General features: G+C 69.4%; 22 protein-coding genes. 7 read left to right on the forward strand and 15 right to left on the reverse strand.

Annotation, left to right across the window (positions count from 1 at the left end):
* Positions 1-80: 80 nt before the first annotated feature.
* From RGD00_RS03285 to RGD00_RS03300, 4 genes are all read right to left on the reverse strand, one after another.
* A complete protein-coding gene (locus RGD00_RS03285; RefSeq protein ID WP_310455840.1) occupies positions 81-671 on the reverse strand; it encodes an FMN-dependent NADH-azoreductase in 591 nt (196 codons plus the stop codon).
* A gap of 337 nt (positions 672-1,008) precedes the next feature.
* On the reverse strand, positions 1,009-1,713 hold the full coding sequence (locus RGD00_RS03290; RefSeq protein WP_310455842.1) for an MBL fold metallo-hydrolase: 705 nt from the start codon (positions 1,711-1,713) through the stop codon (positions 1,009-1,011).
* Positions 1,710-2,396: a GntR family transcriptional regulator gene (locus RGD00_RS03295; RefSeq protein ID WP_310455843.1), complete on the reverse strand. Its 687-nt coding sequence runs from the start codon at positions 2,394-2,396 to the stop codon at positions 1,710-1,712. The genes RGD00_RS03290 and RGD00_RS03295 overlap by 4 nt, the downstream gene beginning before the upstream one ends.
* Positions 2,393-3,508, reverse strand: coding sequence for an NAD(P)/FAD-dependent oxidoreductase (locus tag RGD00_RS03300; protein WP_310455845.1), 1,116 nt, complete (start codon positions 3,506-3,508; stop codon positions 2,393-2,395). The genes RGD00_RS03295 and RGD00_RS03300 overlap by 4 nt, the downstream gene beginning before the upstream one ends.
* A gap of 140 nt (positions 3,509-3,648) precedes the next feature.
* Here RGD00_RS03300 and pcaD point away from each other — a divergent pair, with 140 nt between their 5' ends.
* The 7 genes from pcaD (at position 3,649) to RGD00_RS03335 (ending at position 9,643) form a co-directional block, all read left to right on the forward strand.
* Positions 3,649-4,449, forward strand: a complete 801-nt coding sequence (gene pcaD / locus RGD00_RS03305; protein WP_310455846.1) for a 3-oxoadipate enol-lactonase — start codon at positions 3,649-3,651, stop codon at positions 4,447-4,449.
* Positions 4,450-4,547: 98 nt separating this feature from the next.
* Positions 4,548-5,606 (forward strand): sugar ABC transporter substrate-binding protein, encoded by a 1,059-nt coding sequence (locus RGD00_RS03310; protein WP_310455848.1) that lies wholly within the window; start codon positions 4,548-4,550, stop codon positions 5,604-5,606.
* Positions 5,607-5,658: 52 nt separating this feature from the next.
* Positions 5,659-5,847, forward strand: a complete 189-nt coding sequence (locus RGD00_RS03315; RefSeq protein WP_310455850.1) for a tautomerase family protein — start codon at positions 5,659-5,661, stop codon at positions 5,845-5,847.
* 10 nt (positions 5,848-5,857) lie between these two features.
* A complete protein-coding gene (locus RGD00_RS03320) occupies positions 5,858-6,616 on the forward strand; it encodes an SDR family NAD(P)-dependent oxidoreductase (RefSeq protein ID WP_310455851.1) in 759 nt (252 codons plus the stop codon).
* 58 nt (positions 6,617-6,674) lie between these two features.
* Positions 6,675-7,706 (forward strand): ABC transporter permease, encoded by a 1,032-nt coding sequence (locus RGD00_RS03325; RefSeq protein ID WP_310455854.1) that lies wholly within the window; start codon positions 6,675-6,677, stop codon positions 7,704-7,706.
* A gap of 10 nt (positions 7,707-7,716) precedes the next feature.
* Positions 7,717-9,219 carry a sugar ABC transporter ATP-binding protein gene (locus RGD00_RS03330; RefSeq protein WP_310455855.1) on the forward strand — a complete coding sequence of 501 codons (1,503 nt, stop codon included), beginning with the start codon at positions 7,717-7,719 and terminating at the stop codon, positions 9,217-9,219.
* 16 nt (positions 9,220-9,235) lie between these two features.
* On the forward strand, positions 9,236-9,643 hold the full coding sequence (locus tag RGD00_RS03335) for a GlcG/HbpS family heme-binding protein (RefSeq protein ID WP_310455856.1): 408 nt from the start codon (positions 9,236-9,238) through the stop codon (positions 9,641-9,643).
* A gap of 260 nt (positions 9,644-9,903) precedes the next feature.
* On the opposite strand, the gene RGD00_RS03340 is transcribed toward RGD00_RS03335, so the two are convergent.
* From RGD00_RS03340 to RGD00_RS03390, 11 genes are all read right to left on the reverse strand, one after another.
* Entirely contained in the window at positions 9,904-10,209 is a 306-nt protein-coding gene (locus RGD00_RS03340) for a DUF6455 family protein (RefSeq protein ID WP_310455857.1), read from the reverse strand.
* 268 nt (positions 10,210-10,477) lie between these two features.
* Positions 10,478-11,224: an ABC transporter ATP-binding protein gene (locus tag RGD00_RS03345; protein WP_310455859.1), complete on the reverse strand. Its 747-nt coding sequence runs from the start codon at positions 11,222-11,224 to the stop codon at positions 10,478-10,480.
* A 14-nt stretch (positions 11,225-11,238) separates the two neighbouring features.
* The gene (locus RGD00_RS03350; protein WP_310455861.1) at positions 11,239-12,036 is read right to left on the reverse strand and encodes an ABC transporter substrate-binding protein; all 798 of its coding nucleotides are present in this window, start codon (positions 12,034-12,036) and stop codon (positions 11,239-11,241) included.
* 31 nt (positions 12,037-12,067) lie between these two features.
* A complete protein-coding gene (locus tag RGD00_RS03355; protein WP_310455863.1) occupies positions 12,068-12,901 on the reverse strand; it encodes an ABC transporter permease in 834 nt (277 codons plus the stop codon).
* A gap of 5 nt (positions 12,902-12,906) precedes the next feature.
* Entirely contained in the window at positions 12,907-13,041 is a 135-nt protein-coding gene (locus RGD00_RS03360; RefSeq protein WP_310455864.1) for a hypothetical protein, read from the reverse strand.
* Positions 13,042-13,058: 17 nt separating this feature from the next.
* Positions 13,059-14,258, reverse strand: coding sequence for an NtaA/DmoA family FMN-dependent monooxygenase (locus RGD00_RS03365; RefSeq protein WP_310455866.1), 1,200 nt, complete (start codon positions 14,256-14,258; stop codon positions 13,059-13,061).
* Between the two features lie 87 nt (positions 14,259-14,345).
* The gene (gene msuE, locus RGD00_RS03370) at positions 14,346-14,897 is read right to left on the reverse strand and encodes an FMN reductase (RefSeq protein WP_310455867.1); all 552 of its coding nucleotides are present in this window, start codon (positions 14,895-14,897) and stop codon (positions 14,346-14,348) included.
* A 413-nt stretch (positions 14,898-15,310) separates the two neighbouring features.
* Positions 15,311-15,751, reverse strand: coding sequence for a DMT family transporter (locus tag RGD00_RS03375; RefSeq protein ID WP_310455868.1), 441 nt, complete (start codon positions 15,749-15,751; stop codon positions 15,311-15,313).
* Between the two features lie 18 nt (positions 15,752-15,769).
* Positions 15,770-16,639 (reverse strand): amidohydrolase family protein, encoded by an 870-nt coding sequence (locus RGD00_RS03380; RefSeq protein ID WP_310455870.1) that lies wholly within the window; start codon positions 16,637-16,639, stop codon positions 15,770-15,772.
* Positions 16,640-16,722: 83 nt separating this feature from the next.
* Positions 16,723-17,145: a gluconate 2-dehydrogenase subunit 3 family protein gene (locus RGD00_RS03385; protein WP_310455872.1), complete on the reverse strand. Its 423-nt coding sequence runs from the start codon at positions 17,143-17,145 to the stop codon at positions 16,723-16,725.
* Positions 17,145-18,803 (reverse strand): GMC family oxidoreductase, encoded by a 1,659-nt coding sequence (locus RGD00_RS03390; RefSeq protein ID WP_310455873.1) that lies wholly within the window; start codon positions 18,801-18,803, stop codon positions 17,145-17,147. The genes RGD00_RS03385 and RGD00_RS03390 overlap by 1 nt, the downstream gene beginning before the upstream one ends.
* Positions 18,804-18,817 lie beyond the last annotated feature (14 nt).

Consider the following 18,817-nt stretch of genomic DNA (forward strand, 5'->3'; position numbering starts at 1 on the left):
GGGCGTCCTCCAGTGCGGGGTGGCGGGGGGATGATGGCACGAAAGCCGCCCCCGCGCACCCCCGGTCCGGGCCCGGGCGGTCAGGCCGCCAGCGCCGCGATCGCGGCATCCGCGCGGGCCAGCGCCGCGTCGCGGTCGAAGACGATGGCGTCGGCGGCGACGAATTCGACATCGGTGATGCCGAAGAAGCCGAGCATGTGGCGCAGCCAGCCCGAGGCATAGTCGAGATCGGAGCCGAGCGGCGTGCCGTCAGAGGTATAGGCCACGATGGCGCGCTTGCCGGTCAGCAGGCCCTTGGGCCCGGTCTCGGTATAGACGAAGGTCTCGCCCTTGCGCGCCAGCTGGTCGATCCAGGACTTCAGCTGCGCCGGCACGCCGAAATTGTAGACCGGCAGCGCGATCACCAGCACGTCGGCGGCCCGCACCTCGGCCAGCAGCGCATCGGCAGTGGCGGCGGTCGCGGCCTGGCCGGCATCGCGCGCCGCGGCCGGGGTGAAGACGGCGCCGAGCCAGGCGCCGTCGATGACGGGAACGCCGGCGGAAAGGTCGCGGGTGACGATGGCCGCGGCCGGATCGGCGGCCAGCAGGCGCTCGACGATGCGCCCGGTCAGCTGCCGCGACACGGCGGCCTCGCCCTTGATCGAGGCTTCGACGCGCAGGATGGTGGTCATGGGAATGATCCTTGGAATGTTGCGTTGGAATGAAACTGGCGCTGTGCGCGGGCAGGTTCAATCGCCGCGACCGCACGGGGGTTGTGCGAAATTGTGCAGGGTTCCCGTGCGGTTGCCCGGCGACGGCGCGGGTGGAGCGGGGTGCTGCCCGCGGCCTGCTGGTTTTCGAACCCGTGGCGCACCATCCGTCGCCCCCGGAGTATTCGGGGCAAGATGAAGCCGCAAAGGGCGTTGTCTGAAGAGGAAACTGCCCCCTTCATTTTCTGTCCCTAAATATCCCGGGGGTCCGGGGGCTGGCCCCCGGCGCTGTCCTCGACGCCGCGCAGGCCGCCGGGGTTCAGCGCACCCGCAGGTCGAAGGCGGCCTCTTCGGTCCAGGAAAACTGGCCGTCGGGCTGGCGGACCAGTTCGGGGAAATGGCCCGGCACGATGCGGTCGGCCATGGAAAGGATGCGGCGGATCGAGGCGTTGCCGGCCTCCACCGTGTCGAAACCCATGTCGCAACGCGCGAGGATCGCCTCTTTCGCGTATTTGATCGCATCGCCCGCGATCACCACCCGCGCGCCGTCGGGTGCGGTCAGCGCCAGCGCGTGGCAGCCCGGGGTGTGGCCGGGGGCGGGGAAGTGGTGCAGGCCGGGTTCCAGTTCGCCCTCGCCCTCGATCAGCGTCAGGTCGCTGGCGCGCAGCCGGTCGTGCAGGCCCCAGGGCATCAGGATGTCGTCGGGATGCGGGTTCGCGGCATAGTCCCATTCCCGCCGGCTGACGATGAACCGCGCCTGCGGGAAGAGGTCGATGTTGTGGGAATGGTCGAAATGCAGATGCGTCAGGAACACGGTGCGGATGTCGGCGGGCGCAAGCCCCCGCGCCTTCAGCGCCTTCAAGAGGCCGAGCCGCGCGATATAGCCCCCGGTGTCCACCAGCATCGGCCCCGAGGGCGGATGCAGCAGGGTCACGTTCGACATGCCCAGGAAATCCTCGCGCAGGCGCAGGTTGTTGCCCTGCACCACGATTTCATAGGGGATGCGGGGGGCAATCCGGGTCATGCGGCGCTTCCTTCCGGCGGGTTGGCGGCGTTCCAGCCGCCATGGGCGCGCTTGTACGCCTCCAGCGAGGGTTGCATGTGCCGGATCGACAGATCGACGAAGGCCGCGCGGTCGCCCTTGCGCAAAAGCGCGATCATCTCGCCATGTTCGGCCCGCGCCAGCCGCAAAAGCGCCGGATCCCCGATCCCGTAGCAGCGGATGCCGAGCGTTTCCGTCCACAGCCGGTCGATCAGCCCGACCAGCGAGCCGTTGCCGCAGGCATCCCAGATCGTGCGGTGGAACTGGTTGTTGAGCGCGCAGACCCGTTGCAGGTTGCCCGCGTCATGCGCGGCGCAATAGTCGGCATGGACCCGTTCCAGTTCGTCGATCAGGCCGGGGGCGGCGGGCATGGGGATGCGGCGGGCGGCCTCGGTCTGCAACAGCGCGCGGGTGTCGTAGATCTGTTCGACCTCGGCCACCGAAAAGTCGCGCACCGTGGCGCCCTTGTTCGGCCGCCGCGTCACCAGGCCCATCTGTTCCAGTTCCACCATCGCCGCGCGCACGACATGGCGCGAGGCGCCGAACTGGCTGGTCAGGTCTTCCTCGATCAGCCGCTCGCGCGGGCGCATGCGGCCGAAGATGATGTTCTGTTTGACGAACGCGACGATCTCGGTCACGCCTTGGCTGTTCCTGGTCGGCTTCACGATGCAACTCCGAATAGCTGATCGGCGGCATGATCCGCCAGGGCGAGGCAGGAGGTCAGGCCGGGGGATTCGATGCCGAAGAGGTTCACGAGCCCCGCCATTCCGTGGCTGGCCGGACCCTCTACCGCGAAATCGGCGGGCGCGTCCAGCGGGCCGCCGATCTTGGGGCGGATGCCGCTGTAGGCGGGGCCGAGGTCGCGCCCTTCGACGCCGGGCCAGAACGGGGCGACGGCGGCGCGGAAGGGTTCGGCCAGCGCGGGGTCGAGCCCGTAGTCCAGCCGGTCGACCCGGACCAGATCGGGGCCGAGCCGCATCCGCCCGGCCAGATCCAGCGTGATGTGGATGCCGAGCCCGTCGCGGGTCGGCATCGGGTAGATCAGGTGGCGGAAGGGCGTGGCGCCCGAGACGCTGAAATACCGGCCCTTGGCCATCCAGGCGCGCGGCACATGGGCGGGGGGCAGGCCGCGGGTGGCCGCCGCCAGCGCGGGCGCGCCGTGGCCGGCGCTGTTCACCACCTCGGCGCAGGTCAGGGGGGCGGGGGTGCCGCCGGCATCCTCGGCCGTCAGCCGGTAGCCGCCCTGCGCGGGGGCGATGGCGGTGACGCGGGCATGCAGCGCCAGCACCGCCCCGGCCGCTTCCGCATCCGCCAGCAGCGCCAGCATCAGCGCGTGGCTGTCCACGATGCCCGACCCCGGCGACAGCAGCGCCGCGCGGCAGCGCAGCGCCGGTTCCAGCGCCTGCGCCGCCCCGGCATCGAGCCAGACGAGATCGCCCACCCCGTTCGCCCGGCCCCGCGCCATGAGCGCCCGCATCGCCGGGATCTGGTCCTCGCTCACCGCCACGATCAGCTTGCCCGTCGCCTGCGCCGCCACGCCCCGTTCGGCGCAATAGGCGTAAAGCGCGGCCTTGCCGGCCACGCAGAGCCGCGCCTTCAGGCTGCCGGCGGGGTAGTAGATCCCGGCATGGATGACCTCGGAATTGCGCGACGAGGTTTCGGCCCCGATTCGGTCGGCCTGGTCGAGCAGCAGCACCTCGCGCCCGGCCTGGGCCAGCCGCCGGGCAATGGCCAGCCCCACGACGCCGGCCCCGATCACGACTGTCTGCACGTCCATCGGCTCCTCACCGCGCATGAGGGTCAGATGCTCATATGCTGGCATGTTGGCAATTTTTGCAACAAAATTGTTGACAATAATGTCGGCGGGTGGTCGGATTTGCCCGAGGGACGGCGATCGGCAGCGGGGGAGGATCGCGCGTGGAACGCCTGGAACTGAACGGCATCCCGGTGAGGGTGGCCCGGTCGGGCCCGGCGGGGGCGCCTGCGGTGCTGCTGCTGAACAGCCTCGCATCCGATCTGACGATGTGGGACGGCGTGGCGCCGGTGCTGGCGCGCGGCCATGACGTGATCCGGTTCGACGCCCGCGGCCATGGCGGCACGGGGGCGACCGGGGGGGATTATACGCTCGACCTGCTGATGGCGGATGCGCTGGCGGTGATGGATGCGCTGGCGGTCGACCGGGCGCATGTCGTGGGCCTGTCGCTCGGCGGGATGGTGGCGCAGCTGATGGCGGCGCGGGCGCCCGCGCGGGTGGGGCGGCTGGTCCTCTGCGCGACCTTCGCCGACAGCCCCCGCGACCTTTGGGCCGGGCGGGTGGCAGAGGCGCGGGCGCAGGGGCTGTCGGGGCTGGTCGAGGGCACGCTGGACCGCTGGTTCACGCCCGCCTTCCGCGCCGCCGAACCCGCGCTGGTGGACCGCGTGCGCGCGATGATCCTGGGCACATCCGCCGCCGGTTACGCCGGGGCGGCGGCGGCGATCCGCGACATGGACCTGACGGGCGTGCCAGAGGCGATCGGCTGCCCCACGCTGCTGATCGCGGGGGCGGGCGACCCGTCGGCGCCCCCGGCGGCGATGCGCGCGTTGCAGGCCCGCATTCCCGGCGCGGATTATGCCGAAATCGCACATTCCGCGCATCTGTTCACGCTGGAACGCCCCGATGCGGCGGCGGATCTGATCGCCGGTTTCCTGACCCGCCCCGGCGGCGCGGAACGGACATAGACCACCCGGGCAGCCGGGCGGGACCAGACAAAACCGCCCGGGCCAACCGGGCGGGCAAGGGACCCCGAGAGGGCCCATCACGCAGGAGGAGGATAGCCATGACCGACGACATCAACCACCAAGATCCCACCGGCGGCGTCAGCCGGCGCGGGTTCCTGGCCGGCACCGGCAGCACGCTGGCGCTGGCGGGGCTGGCCGGCACGCTCGCCGCCCCCGCCATCGCGCAGGCCAAGGCGGTGCGGGTGGGGCTCGGGCTCAACTACGGGCCGTTCAACCAGCCCTGGCGGCGCGGCTGCTATACGCTGCTGAAGAAGGTCGTGGAACTGGGCGGCGAACCCGTCACCGTGCGCGGCACGCCCTCCAAGCAAAGCGAGCAGGACAGCGCCCGCACGCTGCTGGACCGCGACATCGACGTGCTGGTGCTCGGCATCTACTCGCTCGAATCCGAAACCGCCTATCTGGTGGAAGAGGCGCAGCGCCGCGGCATCAAGACCGTGGGCTTCGCCGTGCCGGTGAAGGATTCGCCCTTCGTCACCGAGGATACCTATGGCACCGGCACGGTGATGGGCTATCATGTGATGAACGCCACCGGGCGGCAGGGCACCTTCGTGCAGACCGCGGAAAGCCGGGGCTTCTATACCCCCTTCGACCAGGAGGGCGACACCTTCGCGCTGATGGCCAGCTATGAGCCGCGGATGAAACTGCTGGAATTCATGTCGGGGTCCGTGTCCACGCAGGACCAGATTTCCAAGGGCCGCGAAAACGTGCTGTCGCTGTTGCAGGCGAACCCGCAGCCGGGCTCGATCACCGGCATCATCAGCTGGTGGTGGCCGCTGACCATCGGCGCGGCGCAGGCGCTGCGGCAGATGAACCGGACGGATGTGCGCATCTTCAACCACTATTTCTCGAACCAGCTGCTGGAGGAAATGTCGCAACCCGATTCGCCCATCGAGTTTTCCACCGACGTGCCCTGGCACACGATGGGCGAGATGGTGGCGGAAACCGCGATCAAGCTCGGCCAGGGCGAGGAGGTGCCGCCCTTCCACAGCCGGGTGCCGGTGACGCAGATCACCAAGGACCAGGCGGCAGAGGCGCTGGCCGAGGTGCAGAAGATGGACGAAGAGGCCATCGCCTTCCTCGCGCAATACGGCGGCTGACGCCACGGGGCCGGGCGCGACCCGCGCCCGGCCCGTATCAGGGGGAACCGCGATGCCGATGGTCGAGGTGAAGATCAAGGCAGGGCGCACGATCGAGCAGAAGCGCGAGATCGCCCTGCGCATGACCGAGGTGCTGGTGGAGGTCTGCGGGTCCGCCCGCGACCGCGTTCACGTCATCATCACCGAGGTGGGCGAGGACAACTGGGGCCGCGGCGGGCGGCTTCTGTCGGACATAGGATAGGGGGCGCGGCATGGCCGGACGGCTGGAAGGCAAACGCATCATCATCACCGGCGCGGTGGGCAATATCGGCAAGGAGGCCGTGCGCCAGTTCGTGGCCGAGGGCGCGCGCGTCGTCATCGGCGACCGCGATGCCACCGGGGCCGACACCGCGCGCGAATTCGGCGCCGCGGTGCATTTCATCCAGGTCGACGTGACCGACGAGGCGAGCGTCAGGGCGCTGGTGGACCGCGGCGCCGAATGGCTCGGCGGGCTCGACGTGCTGGCGCAGAACGCGGGGCTGCAACATTCGGGCGCGGTGACGGATTTCGACGCGGCGAAGTGGGATGCCCTTTTCGCGGTGAACGCGCGGGCGCATTTCTTCGGCGCCAAACATGCCGTGCCGCTGATGCGCAAGGCGGGCAGGGGCGGGTCGATCATCAACACCTCGTCGCTTGCGGGCAAGCGCGGGGGGCCGGGGATGACGGCCTATTCGGCGTCCAAGGGCGCGGTGATCGGCTTCACCACCGCGCTGGCGATGGAACTGGCCGGCGACAACATCCGCGTCAACGCGATCTGCCCGGGCTGGGTCGATACCGCCTTCAACCAGCCCGCCATCGACTTCATGGGCGGGGCGGCGGCGCAGGCGCAGGCGGTGAAGGCGGTGGTGCCGCTCGGCCGGCAGGCCACCCCGGCGGAAATCGCGCCGATGTTCGTCTATCTCGCCTCGGACGAAAGCGCCTACATGACGGCGCAGGCGATCACCATCGACGGCGGCGTCTACAATTCGTGACCACGGGCGCGCACCCCGGGCGGCGCCCGCCCGGGGAACAACCGAGCAGGGGACGATCATGGCTCAACCAACACCGCAACCCCCGGCCGCGGCGCTGCCCGCGGGGCCTGCCGTCAAGGGCACGGGGCAGGGCGGGTCGCCGCTGGTGCGCTTTCTGCGCCGGTGGGGCACCATCGTGGTGATCATCGCCACGGGCATCGGCTTCGCCTTCGCCTCGCCCTGGTTCTTCACGGTGTCGAACCTCAACAACGTGCTGTTTTCTATGATCGTCAGCTGCCTCGTCTCGGTCGGGCTGACCTTCGTGGTGGTGGGGGGCAGTTTCGACCTGTCGGTGGGGCTGACCGTCACCACCACCTCGATCGTCACCGCCTTCCTGATCCCGGTGGTGGGGCCATGGGCCGCCATCGCGGGGGCGCTCTGCGTCGCGGGGTTCATCGGTTTCGTCAACGGGGTGCTGGTGACATACGGGCGGCTGTCGGGGATCGTGGTGACACTGGGGATGATGTTCGTCCTCGGCGGCATCAACATCTTCATCACCGGCGGCTACCAGATCGCGGTGGATTACGGCGAACGCGCCTTCCGCTTCATCGGGCAGGGCAAGATCGGCATGATCGCCTTTCCGGTGATCATCCTGCTGGTGGTGGTCGCGATCATGCATGTCGTCGCCACCCGCACCCGGGCGGGGCATTACATCACCGCCGTGGGCGACAACCCGATGGCGGCCTATTATTCGGGGGTGAAGGTCTATCACTGGCTGATCCTCGCCTTCGTGCTGGCGGGGCTGATGTCGGGGATCGGGGGGGTGATCCTCACCTCCATCTCCACCTCGGCGCAGCCGGTGGGGGGCGAGGGCTATCTGCTGGAGGCGTTTGCGGCCGTGTTCCTGGGCGCCACCGTCCTCGGCAAGGGCAAGCCGCATGTGTTCGGCACGCTTCTGGGGGTGTTCTTCATCTACATGGTGAATTCCGGCATGAACATGGTGGGCTTTCCCTTCGCCGCGCGCCAGCTGTTTTCCGGCCTGATCCTGATCCTTGCCGTGGGCGCGAATGCGATGCTCAACCGCGAGGAAATCCACCTCAAGTTCATCTGAGGGGGCGGCGATGTCGGACTGGCTGCTGGAAGTACGCGACCTGACGAAGGAATTCAGCGGCACCACGGTGCTGCGCGGCATCACGCTCGGCTTCCGGCGGGGCGAGGTGCACGGGCTTCTGGGCGAAAACGGCGCGGGCAAATCGACGCTGATCAAGATCCTGACCGGCGTCTATGGCGCCACGGGGGGCGAGATCCTGCTGGAAGGCGCGCCGGTGCGGATCAACAACCCGCTGGACGCGCATCGGCTCGGCCTCGGCGCGGTCTATCAGGATACCGAACTGATCGCGGGCTTCAGCGTGGGCGAAAACATCCTTCTGGGCAACGAACCCGGCGGGGCGATGATCTCGTCCGCGCGGATCCAGGCGCAGGCGCAGGCGATCCTCGACGAGATCGGCATCGCCATCGACGCCGCCCGCCCCGCCCGCAGCCTGAGCGCGGCAGAGGCGCAGCTGGTGACGCTCGGCACGCTGTTCCACCGCAAGTACAAGGTCATCATCCTCGACGAACCCACCGCCCGGCTGTCGGCGCCCGAGGTGGAACTGTTGTTCCGCATCATCCAGAACTTCCGCGCGCAAGGGATCACCATCATCTACATCTCGCACCGGCTGGAAGAGATCAAACGCATCTGCGACCGCGCCACGATCCTGCGCGGGGGCGCGGTGTCGGCCACGCTCGACCGCGACGAGATCACCGAGGAACGGGTGACGGAACTGATGGTGGACCGTTCGCGCGCGGAACTGGAGGTGTCGAACACCGCCGATTCGACCGGCCGGCCCGTGGTGCTGGACCTCGACGGGCTGACCACCGCCAAACTCGCCCCCCTGACCACCACCGTGCGCGCGGGCGAGGTTCTGGGCATCACCGGCCCCGTGGGCGGCGGCATGGAACAGGTGGAACTGGCCCTGGGGGGCATCCTGCCCTCGGGCGGGCGGGTGCGGGTGGACGGGCGGGAGGTGACGCTCGGCAGCCCGCCCGCCGCGCGCCGCGCCCGCATCGCCGTGATCCCCGAGGACCGCCGCCGCCAGGCGCTGTTCCCCAACCTGTCGGTGGCGGAAAACATCGCCCTGCCGGTGCTGGCGCGGCTGTCGCGGCTCGGCCTCATCCGGGGGGCGCGGGCGCAGGCCTATGCCGCGGCGGTGATGGACCAGCTGAACGTCAACCCCCGCACGCCGCACCGGCAGGTGCGCTTCTTTTCCGGCGGCAACCAGCAGAAGGCGGTGATCGGCAAATGGCTCAAGGCCGAGGCGCGGGTCTATGTCTTCGTCGAACCGACCTCGGGTGTCGATGTGGGCGCGATCCGCGAAATCTACGACATCATCCTGCGCCTTGCCGACAGCGGCGCGGCGGTGATCGTGATCACCTCGTCCACGCGCGAGATCCTGTCGCTGGCCGAACGCGTGATGGTGATCCGCAACGGCGTGGTGGTGCACGAGGCGCCGAAATCCGAATGCAACCATGACCAGCTGCTCGCCCTGTCGATGGGCGGGCGGGGCACGAAAACCGCAGCCTGAAACAGGAGGGAACAGGATGACCATCACCGCAGCACAGGTACAGGCGGGCCTTGCCGCCGCGTTGAAGAAGGCGGGCGAGCTGAAATCGCCCTCGTCGATCGCCATCGTGGACGCGGGGCGCAACCTTCTGGGTTTCCTGCGCATGGAAGACGCGCTGCTGGCCTCGATCGAGATTTCGCAGGCCAAGGCCTATACCGCGCGGTCGCTGAACATGAAGACGGCCGACATCATGCCGCTGGTGCAGCCGGGCGGGCCGCTCTTCGGGATGGAACATTCGCACCGCACCCAGCCGCTGGTGGTGTTCGGCGGCGGCGTGCCGATCACGAAGGACGGCGCGGTGATCGGCGCGGTGGGGGTTGCGGGCGGCACCACCGACGACGACGCGGCCATCGCCGAGGTGGCAGCGGCGGCCATCGCGGGCTGACCCCCGCGGCCGCGGCGGCGGAAAGGGCGGCGCCGGGGGCTTCGCGCCCCCGGACCCCCGCGGGATATTTAGGGACAGAAAGTGAAGAGGGCGTGGTTTCGTGGTGGAGAGCAGGGGCCGCTTTCCGAGCGAATACGGTTTGCCTGTGAAAGTGGGAGACAAGTTTCCTGCGCCCCGTGTGCGGGCGCGCGCCTGCGCCTTTCACCGTGACCCGAATATCCCCGTGCGGCGCGCCACCGGCCGCAAGGCCGGGGCCGGGCTCAGGCCGGGACGGTCCGGGGCAGGTTGTCGAACAGCGCCTTGTTGCGGCAATAGACCGGGATCTCCCGCGCTGCCCCGTCGCCGGGCAGGGCGGCCAGATGCGCCTCGCAGCGCGCGACGTGCTGGCAATGGGTGCAGCTGTGGATCGCGCCGCGCAGGGCATAGGGGGAAAGGCGGCCGCGCAGCAGCACCTCGGCCAGGTCCACCTGCGCAGAAGCGGCCATCCGGTTCACCAGCAGGCTGTGTTTGTCGAGCTTCTCGTACATCGTCACCTCCATCGCGGGATTGCCCCGCCATGGTTGCATATGAAACCATCTTCCTGCCGCCTGCCTTGATTTAAGTCAGGTGGGGCGGGTCAGGACCGCGGGCTGTTCCGATGGCGGGGCCAGCCCGCGCGCCGGCTGGTTCACGAACCGGTGGCGCCCCCCTTGTTCGGGGCAAAGCGCGGCCCGCATCTTCAGGCTGGCACAAATATCCCGGGGGGTCCGGGGAGCTGGCCCCCCGGCCCGATCCCCTCCGCCCGCGAAGCCGCCGGGCGGGGGCGGGCCGGTCAGTGCAGTCCGAATTCCGCCATCAGCCGGTGGCGATGGCGACGAAGCCGGGCGCGCTGCGGTCGCGCGGGCGGGGCAGGGCGATGTCGACCAGCCGGGGGCGCGCGCGCTTGTCCCCTGGCAGCACCAGCACGCGGTCGGCCAGAAAGATCGCCTCTTCGAGGTCGTGGGTGACAAGGATCATCGTCACCCCTTCCTCGCGCCAGATGCGGGCCAGTTCCTCCTGCATGGTCAGCTTGGTCATCGCGTCGAGCGCGCCGGGCGGTTCGTCCAGCAGCAGGATTTCCGGCTGCACCGTCAGCGCGCGAGCGATGCCCACCCGTTGCGCCATGCCGCCCGACAGCTGGCGGGGATGGGCGTGCTCGAACGCGGTCAATCCCACAAGGCGGAGGTAGTGGCGCGCGCGGGCCGCGGCCTCGGCCCGGCTTGCGCCGCGCAGTTCCAGCCCGAAGGCGACATTGCCCAGAACCGTCAGCCAAGGCAGCAGGCGGGGTTCCTGAAAGATGATCGCGCGTTCGGTGCCCACACCCTGCACCGGATGGCCGTCGATCAGCACCGCGCCCGCGTCGGGCGCCTCGAGCCCGGCCAGCACGCGCAGCAGCGTGGTCTTGCCGCAGCCCGAGGGGCCGACGATGGCAAGGCTTTCGCCGCCGCGGATGTCGAGTTGCAGGTCGCGCGGCACGCTCAGGCGCTGGCCGTTCAGCGCGAAGGATTTGGAAAGGTCACGAATCGTGACCTCGCTGCGGCAGATGGTGGCCTGTGCGGTCATCGGCCGGCCTCAGTTCACCGCCGGCGCATCGCCGGCGGCATAGAGGATGTCCCCGGCCGCCCGCCTTCGCGCACGCCGTAGCCGGCGAAATACTGCGCCACCTCGGGGTTCTCGCCGCGTTCGCCCAAGACACGGGCAAAGATCGCGCGGGTTTCCTCGGGATGTTCGCGGGCATGGTCGAGCGCCCTGATCGAGGCATCGACGAAGATCTTCGCCTCGGCCGGATGGGCGGCGATCCAGTCGCGGCGCAGCACGATGAAGCCGCCCGCGATCTCGCCCAGAACATCGGTGTCGTCGAAGACCGCGCGCAGCCCGCCGGCCTTGCGCGCAGCACCCTCGAAGGTGGTCTGCCAATAGCCGAAGGCCGAAATGTCCACCTGTTTCGACCGCAGCACCTGTTCCAGCTGCGGCCCCGGCACGACGACCAGATTGGCGGCGTTTTCGGGCAGGCCGGCCTGATGCAGCGCCTCGCGCACCACATAGTCGAGATGCGCGCCGAGCGTGTTGACCGCGATGGTCTTGCCCGCAATGTCCCTGATGTCGCGGATCGGGCTGTCTTCCAGCACGTAGAAGATCGACTGCGCCTCGTCGTTGAGCCCGTTGGTCGGGTAGGCGGCGACGAAATCGTTGCCGGCGGCGATGGCGTTCAGCACCGCGGCGGTGCCGTCGAAATAGCCCGGTTCGGCGGCAAGCTCATGCAGAGAAAGCCCGCCTTGGTTGGCAAGGTAGCGGATAGTCACATCGGCCAGCGCCGGGGCGGCGGACAGGCCGAATGCGGTGGCGAACGCGAGGGCGCGGAAGGAAAGGGTCATGTCTTTGGTCCTTGTATGGGAAGAAGGGGGATCAGCGTGCGGCCTCGGCCCAACGGCACAGCCGCCGTTGCAGCCCGACCAGCACCGCATTCGCGGCCAGACCCAGAAGCGCCAGCAGCAGGATCGCGGCGAACATCTGCGGGATCTGGAAGTTGTACTGCGCGTTCATCACCTGAAAGCCGAGGCCTTTGTTCGCGCCGATCATTTCCGCCGCGATCAGCAACAGCAGCGCCGTGGTGGCCGACAGCTGCAGGCCGACGAAGATCGCGGGCACCGAGGCGGGCAGGATCACCCGGCAGAACACGGTCGTCTGCCCCGCGCCATAGGTCCGCGCCATCTCGATCAGCTTGCGGTCCACCTCCTTTACGCCGCCGATGGTGGCCAGAAGGACGGGAAAGAGCGTGGCCCAAAAGATGACGAACACCTTGGATGCCTCGCCCAGACCCAGAAGCAGGATGAACACCGGATAGAGCGCGAGCGCCGAGGTCTGACGGAAGAATTGCAGGATCGGGTCCAGCGCCTGTTCCACCGCCCGGATCTGGCCCATGAAGAGGCCGAGCGGGATGCCTATCCCCACCGCGGCGGCAAAGGCGATGCCCGCGGGTTGCAGGCTTATGGCGATATCGCCCCAGAGCGCGCCGGTGGCGATCCCCTTCCACAACGCCTGACCGATCAGGTCGAGCGGGGGAAACACCGTGGGGTTGATCCAGCCGCGCGTGGCGCCGACCTGCCAGAGGGCAAGAAAGGCCAGCAGCAGGCCGTACCGCGCAAGGCCCGCCCGCGCCGCCCCCGACCCCCGGCGCAGCAGCGCCGCACCGGAGGGGGTGGAGGAGGGAATGGTGGTGCCGAGGTTCTGATAGGTCATCGCCCCTACTCCGCCGCATGGGCCGAACGGCGCGCCACCGTCCAGTGGTTTTCGGGGAACGGCAGGCCGAGGTTTTTGCGCAGTGTCCGCCCCTCGTAGGCGGTGCGGAACAGGCCCCGGCGTTGCAGTTCGGGGATCACCAGATCGACGAAATCGCTCAGCCCCGTCGGCAGCCGCGGCGGCAGGATGTTGAAACCGTCGGCGCCCTCGTTCTCGAACCACTCCTGCAGGGTGTCGGCGATCTGTCCAGCGCTGCCGACACGGTGAAATGGCCGCGGGCCGAGGCGATCCTTTGGTAAAGCTGGCGGATGGTGAAGGCGTTGTCGTCGGCGATCTGGCGGATCAGCGCCTGGCGCGACTTCATGCCCTCGGTTTCCTCCAAGGGGGGCAGCGGGCCGTCGAGGTCGGCTCCGGTCAGGTCGAGCGTGCCGCCCGTCAGCCCCCTGATCAGGGCGATGCCATCCTCTTCCAGGATCAGGCCGGTGAGGCGGTCGTATTTCTCGCGCGCCTCGGATTCGGTCCGGCCGACGAAGGGGGATACGCCGGGCATCATCAGGATATGCGCCGGGTCGCGCCCCAATCCGCGCGCGCGGGCCTTGATGTCGCGGTAGAAGTCCTGCGCGGTATCAAGGCGCTGGTGGGCGGTGAAGATCACCTCGGCGGTGGCCGCCCCCAGCCCGCGGCCGTCCTCGGACTGGCCCGCCTGCACGATGACCAGGTGCCCCTGCGCCGACCGCGGCACGTTGAGCGGCCCCTTGACGCGGAAATGGTCGCTGCGGTGGCCGGTGTCATGCACCTTGTCGGGGTCGAAAAACCGGCCCGTGTCCTTGTCGCGCAGGAAGGCGTCGTCCTCGAAACTGTCCCACAGCTTTTTCACCACATCCACATGTTCCCCCGCGCGGCGATAGCGCCAGGCATGGGGGTGCTGCGCGTCGAGGTTGAAGTTCTGCGCGGCGGCTTCGGTCGCGGTCGTCACCACGTTCCAGCCCGCGCGCCCGCCCGAGATCAGGTCGAGCGAGGCGAATTTGCGCGCGGTGTTGTAGGGCTCCTCGTAGGTGGTCGAGGCGGTGGCGATGACGCCGAGGTGTTTCGTGAAGGGCGCGAGGGCGGAAAACAGCGTCACCGGCTCGAACCCCGCGACCTTGGCGTTGCCGCCCTCGACCCCGCCGCCGAAGGCGACGGCAAGGCCGTCGGCCAGGAAATAGGCGTCGAACAGGCCCCGTTCGGCCCCTTGCGCCAGCCTGACGTGGAAATCGAAGCTGGTCGCGCCATCGGCGGGGCTGTCGGGGTGGCGCCAGGCGTCGATATGCTGGCCGCCGCCGGGAAGGAAGGCGCCAAGGCGGATCTTGCGGGTCATGTCAGGGGGCCTTTCGGGTATGGGATGCCGGTCCCGCGGGGCTGCGGGTCGGTCCGGCCGGGTTTCGGGGGGAAGGGGTGCCGCCGGTCAGGCGGCGTCGGCCATCCGGGCGGGGCCGAGCCAGGGGGCGAACTGGCCCACCGCGCGGTCGAGCCGCGCCAGCAGCGCGGGGGCCGCCGGCCGGCCGTCGTGGAAATCCGCCGCCCCGGCATAGATGCCGGTGGGCAGGCTGGCGGCCTCGAAGAAACCGAACAGCGGGCGCAACTGGTGCTCGATCACCAGCGCGTGTTTTTCGCCCCCGCCGGTCGCGGCCAGCAGCACCGGCTTGCCGGCCAGCGCCGCCGGGTCGATCAGGTCGAAGAGATGCTTGAAAAGCCCGGTATAGCTGCCCTTGTAGACGGGCGTGCCGATCACCAGCGCATCCGCCGACAGGATCGCGCCGACGATTTCCCGCGGCAGGGGTGCGAAATCGTCCAGCACCGCCGCCTGGCCGAGCGAGGGTTGCAGGTCCGACAGGTCATGGCTGGCGGCATCCGCGCCGAACCTCTGCGCCGCTTGGCCGATGGCCATGTCGACCAGCGCCCGGGTTCTGGAGGGGCGGCTCGTGCTGCCGGACAGGCCCGCGATGCGGAGGGTCATGGCTGTCTCCAATAACGATTCAACTTGTCGTCTAATATCGTCGGGGAAGCCGCCCCGGGCCATTCCAAAGATCGCCGGGTTGCGGGAAAGCTTTTGTCGCCGGGGGTCGAGGGCGGAGATCAAGCCGGTGGAGCGCCTTGGGGGAGGGGTCTACATCTGCACTATCGCCGGGGCCGGGCGGGACCAGGAAACGCATTGCGTTTCCCCCGCCCGTTCGCGCGCGGGTGCCACCAGGGACCGTGATGCCGGGAAAAATGGAAAGGCCAGCGCCTGCCCCGGCGGGCGAGAAGCGCCCGCCATGGGCGGGGCGGGCGCTGGCCGGGGGCTTTGGGCCCCCGGCCGGGGCAGCGGCATCTGTATCGCCATGGCGAAGGCACGCGCCTTCGCCAGTCAAAGCGGCAGAGAGTGACATCCTACCCGCGCAGCACCACCACCGCGCCCGCCAGCACCATCGCCGCACCCCCGAGGCGCAGCAGCGACACCGGCTGCGCCGTGGCGCCGGCGATGCCGAAATGCTCGATGGCGAGTGCGGCGCAGATCTGGCCCGCCACGATCAGGCAGATGGCCGTGCCCGGGCCGAGCGTGCCGACGCTGGTGATCGCCCCGGTGACATAGACCGCGCCGAGCACGCCCCCCAGCCACCAGACCGGCGCGATGCCGGCGATCTGCGTGCCCGAGGGCATCGGCGTGCGCAGTACCACCTGCAACAGCGCCAGCGCGATGGTGGCGGTCAGGAACGACACGTTGGAGCCGAGGAAGGCACTGCCGAGGCCCTTCGACAGATGGCCGTTCAATATCGCCTGCAAGGGCAGCACCGCGCCCGCCACCAGCGCCACGAGGATCTGTGTCTGCATGTCTGTCTTTCCGTCCTGTCAGGGGTCGAAGCCGTAGAGCGCCTGCGGGTTGGTGACGAAAAGCCGCTGGCGCAGCGCGGGGCCGCGCACCCAGTCCAGCACCATCGCGGCCAGATCGGCATCGTCGGGCATCGGCACATGCAGCGCGGTATGCGGCCAGTCGCTGGCCCAGACCACCCGTTCGGGGTTGGCCGCCAGAACGGCGGCGGCGAAGGGGGCGACATCCCCGTAAGGCGGGCGCGCGCCCGGCGCGGTCATGCGATAGGCGCCCGAGACCTTGGCCCAGGCCCGGCCTTCGGCCATGAGCGCCAGCAGCGCCCGAAAGCCCGGATCGCCCACCCCCTTCGCCGCCGGCACATGGCCCATGTGGTCGAAGACCAGCGCCACATCCAGCCCCGCCACCGCCGCGCGCAGGTCGGGCAGGGTGGAGACATCGACGAGGAACTGCACATGCCAGCCCCGCGCCTTCAGCCGGGGCGCGAGGGCGCGGGCAGTCTCGAAGCCCTTGCCGGCGGCGAAGACGAGGTTGATGCGGATCCCGCGCACGCCGAGGGCATGCATCGCGTCCAGTTCCGCCTCGGTCACGTCCGCATCCACCACCGCGATCCCGCGCAGGGGCAAGGGCGGCGCGCGCAGGGCGTCCAGCATGCAGGTATTGTCGGTGCCATAGACGCTCGGCTGCACCAGCACGCCCCGCGCCACGCCCAGAGGGGCCAGCGCGCGCAGGTAGTCGTCCAGCGAGGCGTCGCCGGGGGTGTAGCTGCGCCCTTCGGCATAGGGATAGCGCGCGGCGGGGCCGAAGACGTGGAAATGCGTGTCCACCGTCCCGGCGGGCAGGGGGGCCGCGTGGTCCGGTGGGGCGCCCGATCGGCTGGCGTTCTGCGTCATGGCGTCGTCGGCGGCCTCCGGCGGGGATATTTCTGGACAGAAAGTGACAGAGGCGCGCCCCTTCGTTTACCGGCGCGGTGCGGTCATCCCGGTGTCGGGCGGTAAAGCGGGCCGCGGCGCACCACCCGTTCCAGCATGTGGTCGGTCAGGTAGTCCGGCGTGGCATGGGCGTCGTAGGTCAGCGATTCCTGCCCCGGATAGCCGAGGATCGCGCGCACCTCTGCCGTCATGTAATACCCGCCCGAGGCGGCGAGGCCGAGCGCGTTGAACGCATCGGCATCGGCGCGGAAGAGCGCGTTGAGGCTGGGGGACAGATCGCCCGTGTCCACCGCCGCGAGGCCGCGCAGGAACGGCTCCTCGATATCCGGGCGGTAGCTCAGGACGGCATCCACCATGCCCTCGTGCACCCCCACCGCGGTTGCGGCGGGAAGGCCCTTGTAGGCGGGGATCAGGTAATCCGCGATGGCGCCGAAGGCCGCGCGCTGTTGGGGGGTGAGCGTCGCCATCACGCGGCCTCCTGGTTGCGCCGTTCGGCGATCAGGCGGCGGGTCTGGCGCAGCGCCACGGTCATGATCGTCGCGGTGGGGTTGAGCCCGGCCGAGGTCGGGAAGGTGGAACCGTCGAGGATATAGAGGTTCGGCACGTCGTGGCACCGCCCCCATTCGTCGACGACCGAGGTTTTCGGGTCCTTGCCCATCACGCAGGTGCCCAGAAGATGCCAGCCGGTATCGGGCATCTGGTGGACCACCGTGGTCTCTATCGCGCCGCCGGCAAGGCAGGCCTCGACGCAGCGGTCCTCGTGGAACTTCAGCATGCGTTCGGAGTTTTCCGAGACCTTGTAGATCAGCCGCGGCGCGGGGATGCCGTCGCTGTCGGTCAGGTCGGGGTCGAGCAGGACCTGGTTCGACTCCTCCGGCAGGTCCTCGCCGATGATGCCCCAGACCATGGTGTGGCGGAAACGGCGCAGCACCAGATCGTGCAGGTTCGCGCCCCACATGTCCTCCACCCGCGCCTCGGGGTCGGTAAAGACCTTGGACCCGACGAAGCTGGTGGCGCCCAAGGGCCCGCCCCCCGGCATCGCGCCCCATTTCGCCCCGCGCACGAAGCCGCGCGCGGTGTCGGTTTCGTAGAATTCATAGGAGGCGATGTTCTGCCCGAAGGGGCCGCGCCAGGAATGCAGATCGTCGGCGAAGGTCGCCTGAACGGCGGAAAACGGGTGCATCATCAGCCGCTTGCCGACCATGCCGCTGGAATTGGCCAGCCCGTCCGCCCCGCCGGAAAGCAGCAGCAGCCGCGGCGTGCCGATGCCATTGGCGCAGAGGATCACGACATGGGCGCGCTGGCGGCGTTCGCGGCCCGCGCTGTCGACATAGACCGCGCCGGTGGCAAGGCCCCGGTCATCGACCTCGATCTGGCGCACGCGCGCGCCCGTCACCAGCCGCGCGCCGGCGCGGATCGCATGGGGCCAGTGGGTCAGGTCGGTGGTGGATTTCGCGCCTTCGGGGCAGCCGCTCATGCAGGTGCCGCGGCGCACGCAGGCGTTGAGCCCGTTGTAGGGCTGCGAGGGGATGGCGTTCGTGCCCGGCCACCAGTGCCAGCCCATTTTATCGAGGCATTCCGCCGCCTTGGCCCCCACCCGCCCGATGGGCAGCGCCGGGGTGGGATAGGCGAGTTTCGGCGGATAGGCGGGGTTCCCGGCAAGGCCCGACACGCCGACCTCGCGCTCGATCACCTCCAGATGCGGCAGCAGGTCTTCGTAGGTGAAGGGCCAGTCGTCGGCCACGCCGTCGAGCGTCTTGACGCGGAAATCCGAGGGCATGAAGGGCGTCCAGTGCCCGGCGTAAAGGGTGGCCGATCCGCCGACGCCGCAGAACATCAGCGGGTTCACGTCCGATTCCGCGGTGTTGATCGGGTAGTCGCGTTCCCGGTCGCGGTAGTTGGGGTTCGGATGCCATTGTTTCTGCGTCACCAGTTCCCATTCCGGGCGGCGGCCCGGATAGGCATCGGCGTCGGGCATGTAACCCTGTTCCAGACAGACCACGCTGAAGCCTGCCTCTGCCAGGTGCTTGGCGGCGACCGACCCCGAAGGCCCGGCGCCGATGATCAGCACATCGGCAATATCGTCCCGTCCGGCGCGGGCGCCGGCTGGTCTGGCTGCGGACATGTTTCCCTCCCTCG

The sequence above is a fragment of the Ruixingdingia sedimenti genome (genome assembly GCF_031432425.1).
In the GTDB taxonomy this organism is placed as follows: Bacteria; Pseudomonadota; Alphaproteobacteria; order Rhodobacterales; family Rhodobacteraceae; genus Ruixingdingia; species Ruixingdingia sedimenti.